At 70.5% G+C, this 12,146-nt stretch carries 10 protein-coding genes; 2 read left to right on the forward strand and 8 right to left on the reverse strand.

Annotation, left to right across the window (positions count from 1 at the left end):
- Positions 1-111: 111 nt before the first annotated feature.
- The 7 genes from VGB24_RS15730 to gcvP form a co-directional block, all read right to left on the reverse strand.
- Positions 112-567 (reverse strand): biopolymer transporter ExbD, encoded by a 456-nt coding sequence (locus tag VGB24_RS15730; RefSeq protein WP_331073902.1) that lies wholly within the window; start codon positions 565-567, stop codon positions 112-114.
- Positions 568-653: 86 nt separating this feature from the next.
- Positions 654-1,118, reverse strand: a complete 465-nt coding sequence (locus tag VGB24_RS15735) for an ExbD/TolR family protein (protein WP_331073903.1) — start codon at positions 1,116-1,118, stop codon at positions 654-656.
- Between the two features lie 5 nt (positions 1,119-1,123).
- Positions 1,124-1,819 (reverse strand): MotA/TolQ/ExbB proton channel family protein, encoded by a 696-nt coding sequence (locus VGB24_RS15740; protein WP_331021001.1) that lies wholly within the window; start codon positions 1,817-1,819, stop codon positions 1,124-1,126.
- A gap of 122 nt (positions 1,820-1,941) precedes the next feature.
- A complete protein-coding gene (locus VGB24_RS15745) occupies positions 1,942-2,715 on the reverse strand; it encodes an energy transducer TonB (protein WP_331073904.1) in 774 nt (257 codons plus the stop codon).
- Positions 2,716-3,397: 682 nt separating this feature from the next.
- Complete coding sequence (locus VGB24_RS15750; RefSeq protein ID WP_331073905.1) at positions 3,398-4,348, reverse strand: MBL fold metallo-hydrolase; 951 nt, start codon at positions 4,346-4,348, stop codon at positions 3,398-3,400.
- 320 nt (positions 4,349-4,668) lie between these two features.
- Complete coding sequence (locus tag VGB24_RS15755; RefSeq protein ID WP_331073906.1) at positions 4,669-6,282, reverse strand: SpoIID/LytB domain-containing protein; 1,614 nt, start codon at positions 6,280-6,282, stop codon at positions 4,669-4,671.
- Between the two features lie 287 nt (positions 6,283-6,569).
- Positions 6,570-9,452, reverse strand: coding sequence for an aminomethyl-transferring glycine dehydrogenase (gene gcvP, locus VGB24_RS15760; RefSeq protein WP_349263928.1), 2,883 nt, complete (start codon positions 9,450-9,452; stop codon positions 6,570-6,572).
- 121 nt (positions 9,453-9,573) lie between these two features.
- Here gcvP and VGB24_RS15765 point away from each other — a divergent pair, with 121 nt between their 5' ends.
- Both VGB24_RS15765 and VGB24_RS15770 read left to right on the forward strand, forming a co-directional pair.
- Complete coding sequence (locus tag VGB24_RS15765; protein ID WP_331073908.1) at positions 9,574-9,732, forward strand: hypothetical protein; 159 nt, start codon at positions 9,574-9,576, stop codon at positions 9,730-9,732.
- A 101-nt stretch (positions 9,733-9,833) separates the two neighbouring features.
- Positions 9,834-11,573, forward strand: a complete 1,740-nt coding sequence (locus tag VGB24_RS15770; RefSeq protein ID WP_331073909.1) for an alpha/beta hydrolase — start codon at positions 9,834-9,836, stop codon at positions 11,571-11,573.
- Here VGB24_RS15770 and VGB24_RS15775 read toward each other — a convergent pair.
- The coding region (locus VGB24_RS15775; RefSeq protein WP_331073910.1) for a DUF2721 domain-containing protein at positions 11,570-12,146 on the reverse strand (577 nt) is incomplete at its 5' end. The genes VGB24_RS15770 and VGB24_RS15775 overlap by 4 nt on opposite strands.

Here is a 12,146-nt window from a genome sequence, read left to right on the forward strand (position 1 = left end):
GTTTCCCTCTGCGTCCTCTGCGTGAAACCTGCAGTAGAAGTTCAGGATGACAAAAAGGACCGGCGGCCCGCGAGTGACGGGCCGCCGGTTCTGTCTTGCCGAAGGAGTGCGTTACGGCGCCGGCGCCGGCGTGACCGTGGCCGGGCCGGTCGTCGACCGCGGCACCAGGCCCACGATGGTGATGTCGGCCGCGCGGCTGGCGTCCACAGCACGGATCACGTCACCGTACGAAAGCTCCTCCGCGCCCTTGACGAAGATCACCTTGCGGGCACGCTGCGCGAACACGTCGCGCAGGAACCGCTCCAGCTCCGCGGGCGGAACCGGCTGCCGGTTGACCTGGTACGCCGGGCCGGGCAGGACTTCGAGCACGATCTGCTCGTCGTCGGGCGGCTTCTGCGAAATTTCTTCCTTTTCCTTCGGCGGCGGCACCTGAACGCTCAGGCCGCGCTGAAGGCCCTGCTGCACCACCATGAAGATGATCAGCAGCACCAGCAGCACGTCGATCATGGGCGTCATGTTGATCTCGCTCATCGAGCCGCCCTTGCTTCCGCCAACTCCCATTGACATGGGCCAAACCCCTCCATCTCAGTTGTCGGCGCCCCATCCGGCGGCCCCGCGGGGCCGCCGGATGGGAACGATTCGGCGCTGCAAGGCTACTTGCGCGTAACCTTGGCGCCCTCGGGCAGTTCGGTGATGGTGCCGATGCGGCGCACCCCGGCGTTGCGGGCCGCGTCGATGGCGCTCAGGACCACCCCGTACTGCACGCCGTTGTCGGCCTTCAGGTACAGGATGTGGTCCTCGGGGCGCTTCTGGTACTCCGTGCGAAGGCGCCCCTCCAGCTCGGCCAGCGGGATCGGCCCCGGGTTGGGGACGTCCTCGATGTAGTACTTGCCCTGGTTGTCGATGCCCAGCGTGATGCGTTCTTCCTTTTCGGGCGCCGCCGTCTTGGCCTTGGGCAGCTTCGCCTCGTAGCCCAGGGCCGGGGTGACCACCATGAAGATGATCAGCAGCACCAGCATCACGTCGATCATCGGCGTCACGTTGATTTCGGAGGTCACCTCAGAGGTGATCCCCGCCACCCGTGGCAGCGGCGAGCCGCCGAAAGATCCACCCGCCATGGTGTTTAGTCTCCGTAGGAGGAGGCGCCGCCCGTGAGCTCGCGCCGTGCCTGGCGCGTCATCATCCAGTCGATCATTTCGCGGCCGGCGTACGCCAGCTCCGAGAAGAGCGTGTCGAGCTTGGCGGTGAAGTAGTTGTACAGCCACACCGCGGGGATGGCCGCCACCAGGCCGATGGCCGTGGCGATCAGCGCCTCGGCGATACCGCCCGACACGGCCTCGAGGCCGCCGCCCTTTTCGGCCATGCCCATGAACGAGTTCACGATGCCCAGCGTGGTGCCCAGAAGGCCCACGAACGGCGCCGTGGAGCCGATGGTGGCCAGCACGCCCAGGCCGCTCTTCAGCTCGTTGGCCAGCAGGATCTGCTCACGCTCGACGGAGCGTTCGCACGACACGATGGCGGCGCCGGCGGCGCGGGGGTCGCCCAGCAGCGGGGCCACCTCGCGAAGCGACTCGCCCAGCACGCGGGCCACGTGGCTCTTGGGGTACTGGTCGGCGAGGGCCAGCGCCTCGGGGATGTTCTCGCTCTCCAGCGCCGCCGAGAAGGCCGGGGCGAACTGCTTGGTGGCGACCGCCATCTTGCGGAACTGCAGCCACTTCCAGATGGCCACCGTCAGCGACGCGATGCTCATCAGGATGAGGAAGATCACGATGCCACGGTTGACCATGCCCGTGTCGGCCCAAATCTTCGCAATATCCATTGTTCTACGTTCTCCTCAGCGCGCCTGCGCCTTCCAGGTTGGGTGATCCTTCCGTTCTCCCGGCGCGGCCCCCGTAGGCCGCGCCGCACCATTCGCTCGTCGTCGCCCTGCGTTGTTCGCGCTCAGCGCGAGGTCTGCCACTGGATGGGCAGCTCCACCCACACCTTCACCGGCCGGTTGTTCACCTTGGCCGGGCGGAAGCGCAGCCGCTGAACGGACCGGATGCTCGCGTCGTTGAACCCCTCGTGCGTGGAGCTCGTCACCTGGATGCTGGGCACGTCGACCGTGCCGTTCTCCAGTACGCGGAAGCGCACCTGCACCGTGCCCACCACGCCCGCGTCGCGCAGCAGCGGCGGGTAGTTGCGCTCCAGCTGCCGGACCAGCTCCTGGCGGTTGCTGATGCTGGGCTGCTCCTCTACCGCCGACAACTCGTACGTGCCCACCTCGGGGGGGTCCTCACGCTTCTCGGTGCTCTGCTGCACGCCGCCCTCGACGCCCTTGGCCACGCCGCCTTCCTGCCCGATCCCGGAGACGTCTTCCGCGCTCAACGCCGTCTGGTTGGGCGGCGGCGGCGCGATGGCCGCGGGCGGCTCTTCCGGGGGCGTCAGGGTCTGGAATCCCTTCACCACCGGGGGCGGAGCCTCGGGCTCCGGCTCGGGTGGCGGCGGCTCCGGCTCCTTGGGCTTCTCGGGCTCGGGCTCCTTCTTTTCTTCTTCGGCCAGGTCCACGAGGTCGACGATCTCCTCGCGGTCCTTCTCGTCGCCCGCCGCACCTACGCCGGCAGCCAGCAGGCCGCCCACGAGCACGACGTGGAGAATCGCCGAGACCGCCAGGTTCGTGGGCGACCAAAAGCCGGACTTCTTGCGGCCTTCCGATGCCACCAGCTTGTTGAACATTGCCCTCCTCCCGTGGATCCTAGAGTGCGCCGCGCCGGCGGCATTTTCTTCCGTCCGAAGTTTCGAACGAACGATCACTCCTGTTTCTGACCGCCGGCCCGCGCACCTCGCGCACCCGGCCTCGCCACACAGCGAACGTCTGATCGAAACCGCACGTCCCGGGCCCGGACGCGGGTGCCGGCACCAAACGCTCGCGCCTGCGGGAGGACCAGCCGCGCGAGCCCTTTCTGGCAGGGTACGCCGAACAAGGTGCAGAGTACCGTTTCGCCTGTCAAGCACCGGCACCGCCCCGTCGTTTCTCCCGGCCCGCCGCGGGAACCCTCCCCGGGACGTGAAGGCAGATGGGCACACTCCCCACCAGCACCGGTGTCGGACCGAAGTCCCGCCGCCCGCACCACTTAGCCCTGGCCGCCGGGCTTCGCCCCCCCCGCGTGCCGATGCAGGATCCGTACGCCTGTGCCCCCGCACCGTGCGCGGCGGCATGCGGGGTTTTCCGCGACGCACCTATTGCGCCTGCGCGTTTCAAACTGTGCCCGTCCCACAGGAGCGGCAAGCCATGCGGCTTCCCCCCGTCCAGCGGCGCCGGAACGGCCCATCCCCACTGAGCGCGGTCCAGTGCCCGAGCCTGCCGACGGAATGGCCCACCGCGGGCACACTCTTTTGAAGACGCTCATACGTAAGGTTACAGTGCGGGGCCCCCTCGATCCTGACGGGGCGTGGAAGGCCGCGGATGCGCCTGCCGCAGGAGGCCGGCGGCCATCATCTCATACGGGATGCAGTCGGCGTAGCGGCGCACCAGGACCGCGTCGCCGCTCGCCGCGAGAAGCTGGGCGTCGCCGTCGGACTGCAGCGCGGCGGCGAACGCGGCGCGGTCGGTGGCCTCCCCTGCCCGGCGGGTCCAGTCCGAAAGCCGCGCGGCCAAGTCGTCCAGGTGCCACCCGGGGTCCGCGACGGCGCCGAAGTGCGTGAGCAGCAGCGTCTCCGGCCGCAGCGCCCGCAGCCGGCCGATGCTCTCCAGCCACCGGGGCGTGTCCAGGTCCGGCGGGGGCGTGGGCGGGCGCACGTGCGGCGCCCCGTCCAGCCGGATTCCGGCCACGTCGCCCGTGAAGACGAGGCGCGCATCGGGGTCGTGGAACGCCAGGTGGTGGATGGCGTGCCCCGGCGTGTGCAGCGCCACGAGCGTGCGCCCGCCCACGCGAATGGCCTCGCCGTCCGCGGGAACGCGGATGCGGTCGCGCGGCACCGGGAGCATGGTCCCCCACATCTCGTCCACGCGGTCGCCGTACAGCCGGGCGGCGCTGGCCAGCAGGCGCGACGGGTCTTCCAGGTGGGGCGCGCCCAGGCCGTGGACGTAGATCCGCGCCTGGGGCGCGAGCCGGGCGAGCTGGCCCGCGCCCGCCGCGTGGTCCAGGTGCACGTGGGTCAGGAGCAGGTGCGTGAGGCGGGCGGGATCGTGCCCGGCGGCGCGGACGCCCGCGAGCAGCGCTTCCAGCGTGGATGCCGGCCCGGCTTCCACCAGCGCCAGGTCGTCGCCGTCCGCCACCAGGTACGACGCGATGAACCCCGGCCCGCCCCAGCCGTGGTCGATGCGGGTGATCCGCGCGGCCTCGCCGTGAATCGCAGCTTCCGCCAATCCGCCGTCTCCTCGTGTCGAGCGGGCCAAGTGTGCCTGGAGCGAATCTAGCCGCCCCACGGCGGCCGGGCGAACGCCATCCGCATCATTCGCCCGAAGCTGCCGGCGACCGACGTCGGGACTTCACCTGCGGAGAGGCGCGCGCGTCGCACCGCCGCCCCGGATCGCGACGCCTGATACACGTCTTTTATCGTCATTCGGGCCGAGCACCTGCGGCAGGCGCTGGAGGCGGCTGAGCAGGGAGCTAACGGAACTGCTGGATGCGCGAAGGGCGCGGGGGAGATCCCCCGCGCCCTTCGCTGCGTCCATCCCTGCCCGGCTCAGTACCAGGTGGCCAGGTCGATGCCCTGGTAGTAATGCTTGAGGATCTCGTCGTAGGTGGCGCCCTTTTCGGCCATGCCCACGGCACCCGTCTGGCACAGGCCCACGCCGTGGCCCCAGCCGCCGCCGAACGCCTCGAAGCCGGCGACCTCGCCCGTCCTGCGGTCGATCACGGGCTCGATGATGAAGAGCGTGCTCAGCAGGCTGGTGGGGGTGCCGCTCGCGTTGACGTACTTGAGCGAGGTGCGGACGTGGTCCTTGGTGTCGTAGAACGTTCCCGCCTCGGTCACGTACTCGATGGTCTTCACGCGGCCGCTGTTGGAGCGCTCCAGCACGTTGATCGCCAGTACCTTGCCCACGTCCTGCCCGGCATGGATGGAGATCACCTGCGAGATTTCCGCCGCCGTCCACTCGAAGCTCCAGCGGTGGTACTTGGACCAGTCCGCCTCGAAGTCGCCGTTCTTCCTGCCGCGCAGCGAGTTGGCGTTGGGGCTGCGGCGGATCTCGTCGAGCACGTGCTCGGAGTTGCCGTGCTGCCGGTCGCGCACGCCGCGCAGGTACGCCACGGGCGCGGAGTTGTAGACGTCCTCGTTGTTCGCGGTGACGCCGCCGCTGGTGGAGCTGAACAGCGCCTGGATCAGCTTGCCCTCGTGCGTGGCGACGACGGCGCGCGTCTCGTCCACGGCCTGGGTGCTCAGCGGGTGCTCGGCGTTGTAGCCGCCGTACACCTGGTCGCTGGTGGTGGGCAGCAGGTCGTAGCCGTCGGCGGCGCGCTTGCCCAGGCCGCTGAGCGCGTAGGTGCGGGCCGCCACGGCCTGGGCCTTCAGCGCCTCGAGCTCCGGCCACACGGTGGGCGGCAGCTCGCGCGGCACCACGCCGTACAGGTAGTCCTCGATGTGCACCTCGTTGATGCCCGCCAGCGTGCCCGCGCTGTTGCGGCGCACCTCGGCCACCCCGCGGTAGCGCGCCGTGCCGATGGTGACCAGCCCGTCGGACGAGGTGAAGCCCACCGCCCCGTTGCTGGTGGCCGTCTGCGAGCCCGCGGTCACCTTGTACTGGGTGATGCCCGTGGTGGTGGTGACCAGCTTCCAGAACGCGTCGCTGGCGGCCAGCCCCTGGGCGATCACCTGGTTGCGGTAGGTGTTCCGGATGCCGAAGGCCGCGTTCGAGGCGAAGTCGCCCAGGTACAGGCGCGTGCAGGCCGGGATCACCTCCGTCAGGGTGGCGTGCCCCAGCGCCTCCGCCTGCGCCTTTTTGGCGTCGACCGCGGCGGCGCTGCCGCACATCACCTGCAGGCGATACCGCGTGACGCTTACGCTTCCCGCCTGCAGCGTGACCGATGCCTGCACCCCGCCCACGCCCGACAGCAGCGTGGCGCCGTTGCCCTTGTCGGTGATCGTCCACCCGGCGGCGCTGCCCAGCGTCACCGTGGTGGCGGTGGGCACCACGCCGATGCGGATGTTGCCGTTGAAGGCCTGCGCCGAAACCTCGTCGAACGAGGGCGCGCCGACGTCGGCCGAGGGGCCCAGCGGGTCGCGGTCGGCGCAGGCGCCCAGCACGAGGGCGAGCGCCGCGGCGGAGAGCATCCGCCTGTGGTTGGGAAGTCGGTTCACAGGGTGCCGTGGGGGTGCGGGTGGGGTGCACGGCGCGCGGGGGCACGCCCAAAGGAGGCGATTACGTACACACTTCGGCGGCCGTTTGTCAACCAGCGCGTGCGCCGGATGGCGGAAAACCATGCTCGGGCGGGCAGCAAATCCGCGAAAACCCCGTAGGCGCTTCGTCCCGCCATCCCACGGCACGACGCCTGGGGAGCGCCCGATGGCGATAGAAGAACCGCCGCCCCGGGAGTGACCGGGGCGGCGGTGCTTCTTCTCGTCGAGCCAGATAAAACGGAAAGGCCTCAGACCTGGGCGTACATGTCGACCGGCGGGCAGCTGCACACCAGGTTGCGGTCGCCGGCGGCGTTGTTCACGCGCGCCACGGCCGGCCAGAACTTGCGGTCGCGCACCCACGCCAGCGGGAACGCCGCGCGCTGACGTCCGTAGCCGTGCGCCCACTCGTCGCCCGTGACGGCGGCGGCGGTGTGCGGGGCGTGCTTCAGCGGGTTGTCGCGTCGGTCCAAAATGCCCAGCTCGATCTCGCGGATCTCCTCGCGGATGCTGATCATCGCCTCGCAGAACCGGTCGATCTCGGCCAGCGACTCGCTTTCCGTCGGCTCGATCATCATCGTACCCGCCACGGGGAACGAGACGGTGGGCGCGTGGAAGCCGTAGTCCATCAGCCGCTTGGCCACGTCTTCCACCTCCACCCCCGACGGACCCTTCAGCTGGCGCAGGTCGATGATGCACTCGTGCGCCACCGTGCCGTTGGCGCCCTGGTACAGCACCGGGTAGTGCTCCCGCAGCCGCCGGGCGACGTAGTTGGCGTTCAGGATGGCCACCCTGGTGGCGTGCGTCAGCCCCTCGGCGCCCATCAGTTTGATGTAGATGTACGAGATGGGCAGGATGCTGGGGCTGCCCCAGGGCGCCGCCGAGATCGTGCGCGTCTCGCCCTGCCCCACCGGGATCACCGGGTGGCCGGGAAGGAAGGGCGCCAGGTGCTCCGCCACGCAGATGGGACCCATCCCCGGGCCGCCGCCGCCGTGGGGGATGCAGAACGTCTTGTGCAGGTTCAGGTGGCACACGTCCGCCCCGAAGTCGCCCGGGCGGCAGAGGCCCACCTGCGCGTTCATGTTGGCGCCGTCCATGTACACCTGCCCGCCGTGCCCGTGCACGATGTCGCAGATTTCGCGGATGGCCTCTTCGAACACGCCGTGCGTGGACGGATAGGTGATCATCAGCGCGGCCAGGTCGTCGGCGTGCGCGTCGGCCTTCTTGCGCAGGTCCGCCACGTCGACGTTGCCGTTGGCGTCCGTCCCCACGACGACCACCTTCATTCCCGCCATCACCGCCGAGGCCGGGTTGGTGCCGTGCGCCGACTGGGGAATCAGGCAGATGTTGCGCTTGCCCTGCCCCTTGGCTTCCAGGTACTCGCGGATCACCAGCAGCCCCGCGAACTCGCCCTGCGAGCCGGCGTTGGGCTGCAGCGACACGGAGTGGAAGCCGGTGATCTCGGCCAGGTCGCTTTCCAGCTGGCGGAACATCTCCAGGTAGCCCTCGATCTGCTCGCGCGGGGCGAACGGATGGATGCGGCCCACCTCCGGCCAGGAGACGGGCATCATCTCGACCGTGGCGTTCAGCTTCATGGTGCACGACCCCAGCGGGATCATGCTGTGCGTCAGCGACAGGTCGCGGCTTTCCAGCGAGCGGATGTACCGCAGCATCTCCGTTTCGGAGTGGTAGCGGTTGAAGACCGGGTGGCCCAGGATGGCGCTGGAGCGGCGGAAGCCGTCCGCGATCCCCGACGACAGGCCGCCCAGCAGCTCGTCGACCGAGAACGGCAGGGCCGAGCCGCGGTTCAGCGCGACCAGCACCTCTTCCACGTCTTCCACGCCCGTCGTTTCGTCCACCGCCACGCAGATGGACGACTCGTCGTAGCCGCGCAGGTTGATGCCCCGGTCGCGCGCGGCGGCCAGGATGCCGCCCACCCGCGTGCCCACGTCGATGCGCACCGTGTCGAAGAACACGTCGTGGACGATGCGGTAGTTCAGCCGCTCGGCGCCGGCGGCCAGCAGCTCGGCCAGGGTGTGCGTGCGCTCGGCGATGTCGCGCAGGCCGTTGGGGCCGTGGTAGACGGCGTACATCCCCGCCATCACCGCCAGCAGCACCTGCGCCGTGCAGATGTTGCTCGTCGCCTTTTCGCGGCGGATGTGCTGCTCGCGCGTCTGCAGCGCCATGCGCAGCGCGGGGTTGCCGTCCGCGTCCGTCGACACGCCGATGATGCGGCCGGGGATCTGGCGCTTGTACTCGTCGCGGCAGGCGAAGTAGGCCGCGTGCGGCCCGCCCAGCCCCAGCGGCACGCCGAAGCGCTGCGTGGTTCCCACCGCCATGTCCGCCCCCCACTCCCCGGGAGGGGTGAGCAGGACGAGCGACAGCAGGTCGGCCGCGGCGACGACGACGATGTTCTCTTCGCGCGCGCGCTGCGTGAACGGGTGGTAGTCGATCACCTCGCCGTCCGTGGCGGGATACTGGAGGAGCACGCCGAACACGGGCTGGGTGAAGTCGAACGTCTGGTGGTCGCCCACGACGATGTCGAAGCCGCGGGCCCAGGCGCGCGTCTTCACCACCTCGATGGTCTGCGGATGGCAGAGCTGCGAGACGAAGAAGGTGTTGCGGTTCTCGGCCCCGGCGATGCCGTACGCCATGGCCATCGCCTCGGCGGCGGCGGTGCCCTCGTCCAGCAGCGAGGCGTTGGCGATGGGCAGCCCGGTGAGGTCCACCACCATCGTCTGGAAGTTGAGCAGCGCCTCCAGCCGGCCCTGCGCGATCTCGGCCTGGTAGGGCGTGTACTGCGTGTACCAGCCCGGGTTTTCCAGGATGTTGCGCTGGATGACGGGCGGGGTGATGCAGTCGTGGTAGCCCATTCCCAGGTAGCTGCGGAACACGCGGTTGCGCGACATCAGCGCCTTGAACTCGCGCAGCATCTCGTACTCGCTGCGCTCCGGGCCCAGCGCCAGCGGCCGGTCCAGGCGGATGGAGGCGGGGACGGTGGCGTCCACCAGCTCGTCGAGCGAGCCGTAGCCCAGCGCCTGCAGCATCGTCGCGATCTCGTCGGCGCCGGGGCCCACGTGGCGGCGAACGAAGGTGTCCGTATGCGTAAGTGACGATCTATCCACGATATGCATCCGTATCGGTGTTTGCGGGAAAGCCGCGCCAATGTATCGCCTCCGTACCCCGAAGGCAAAGGGAGGAGCCGCTTCCGGACGCGGCCCGCCGGTGTTTCGGTGACGGCGGCGTACGTCATGGATGCTGGACGGCCGCGCCGCGCTGTGGGTGCACGGCCACACGCACCTCTGCGTGGACTACGAGATCGGCGGCACGCGCGTGGTCGCCAACCAGCGCGGGTATCCGCACGATGGCGTCGAGGGCTTCGACCCCGGGCTGGTGCTGGAAGTCGGCCCCTGAGCCCGGCATCGACGGCCGTCGTTTCCCGTCCCATTGCGGTGCCGCGGCATTCGAACGATGATCTTCCACGTGCTTCGTCGTTCCCCCGCCCCCGCATGCCCATGACCGCTCGCCGATGGATTCCCCGTGCCGCCCTGGCCCTGGCCTGCCTCGCGGTGCCGGCGCATGCCCAGGGCCGCCTGTCGCTGCAGCCCTGCGCGCAGCCGGGGCTGCCGCCCGACGCGCGGTGCGGATCGCTGGTGGTCCCGGAGAACCGCGACGTGGCGGGCGGACGGACGATCGCGCTGAACGTCGTGGTGCTCCCCGCCCGCGCGGCCCGGCGCGCGCCCGACGCGGTGGCGTTCCTGGCCGGCGGCCCGGGGCAGGCCGTCGGTTCGCTGGTGGGATGGCTGGGTCCGGCGTACGCCCCCCTGCGCGACACGCGCGACATCCTGCTGGTGGACGCCAGGGGCACGGGCGGCTCGGGGCCGCTGGACTGCACGCTTCACGAACGCACGGACCCGCAGTCGCTGGTCGGCAGCTTCCTTCCCCCCGATGCGGTGCGGCGGTGCCGCGAGCAGCTGTCGGCCAGGGCAGACCTGTCGCGCTACACGCTGCCGGAAGCGGCGCGCGACCTGGACGCGGTGCGCGCGGCGCTGGGGTACGAGCAGCTGAACCTGCACGGCGGATCGTTCGGCACGCGCGCGGCGCAGGTGTACATGCGCATGTACCCGCACCGGGTGCGAAGCGCGGTTCTGCACGGGGCGGTGACCCCCGGTATGGCGTCGCCGCAAAACTACGCGCACGACTTTCAGGCGGCGCTGAACGGGGTGATCGCGGACTGCGCGGCCGACGCGGCGTGCGGCGCGGCGTTCCCGCGGCTGGCGGACGAGGCGCGGGCGCTGGAGGAGCGGATGCGCCGGGGAAGCGCCACGGCCACGCTGCTGGACGTGGAGGCGGGCGCGGTGCAGGTGGAGCTTTCGCGCGGCACGGTGGCCGAAACCCTTCGCAAGCTGCTGTACGCGCCCGTTTCCGCCAGCCGGCTTCCGCTGGTGGTGCACCGCGCCGCGCAGGGCGACTTCGGACTGCTGGCCCGCGAGGCCATCGGCGACCGGCGCAGGATACAGGGCGGCGCGTCGTGGGGGCTGTTCCTGGCGGTCACCTGCAGCGAGGACGTGCCGTTCGTGGACACCGCCGCCGCGCGGGCCACGGACGCCACGACGCTCCTGGGCGCGTACCGCGTGCGCGAGGCGGTGGCGGCGTGCGAAGGCTGGCCCGTGGCGGCGCTTCCGTCCGGCTATCGCGACCCGGTTCGCTCCGATGCGCCGGTGCTCATCATCTCCGGCGAGCGCGACCCGGTCACCGGGCCGCGGTGGGGAGAGGCGATCGCCGCGCACATGCCCAACTCCGTGCACCTGGTGGTTCCGCAGGCCGCGCACATGTACGCTGGAATGCCGGGCGCGGCCTGCGTGGATTCGGCGGTCATCGCCTTCATGCGGCGCGCCGATCCGCGGGCGGTGGACACCACCTGCTTGTCGCGCGTCCGTCGTCCGCCGTGGGTGCTGGAGGGGGAGAGACCCCTGGCGCTGGATTCCGCCGCGCTGGCCCGCTTCGCCGGCGAGTACTCGTCCCCCGAGCCGGCCATGCGCATGACGGTGGAGGCCCGGCCCGGCGGGCTGCGGGCGCAGCTGGGGAACGGGCCGCCGTTGTACCTGGTGGCGACGGCCCCCACCCGGTTCTACCCGGAGGGATGGCCCCCCGGAGCGGCCGTGGATTTCGTGCTGCAGGATGGTGCCGTGGCCCAGGTGGTGATCACCGGCGGCGGACCTCCCATGCGGCTGGTGCCGGTGCGGCGGCCCTAGCGCCGCTTCCAGGGCCGCCGCGGGGCGGCAACGAGGTTGGACGGGGGCCCCGCGGGGGCGTAGTGGGATCCGAACTCCCTGACGAACTCCATCTCCTCGACCACCGAGGTGTAGGCGAGGCGGCTTTCCAGGATCAGCAGCAGGCTGGACCAGAAGAGCAGCCCCGCGCCGCCCATCCCCAGCACCAGCGCCACCCAGGCGTAGGACCCGTCCACGGCGGCCACCAGCCCCAGCACCACGCTGGTGCCGATGAAGATGGCCGTGGCCATGTACAGCCGGCGCATGGCGCTGGTCAGCAGCTTGGCGCGGCGCGCGGTGCGCGACAGCTGGTCGAAGAGCAGGCGCCGCTCTTCTTCCAGCATCGTGCGATCCTCCTCGCGGGCCAGGTCTACGATGCGCTCGCTGAGGGTGCGCGTGCGGTCGATGGCGCGGCCCAGCCGGTTGGAGGTGGCCACGATGAGCGAGCTGGAGGCCAGGATCAGCACCGCCGGGGTGACCATGGCCGACAGCACGGAGAGCGTTTCGGAGAGGTTCTCGGTCTGCATCCCGGGGGAAGTGCGTGAGTGCGTGAGT

The organism is Longimicrobium sp., from assembly GCF_036399935.1.
Lineage (GTDB): Bacteria > Gemmatimonadota > Gemmatimonadetes > Longimicrobiales > Longimicrobiaceae > Longimicrobium.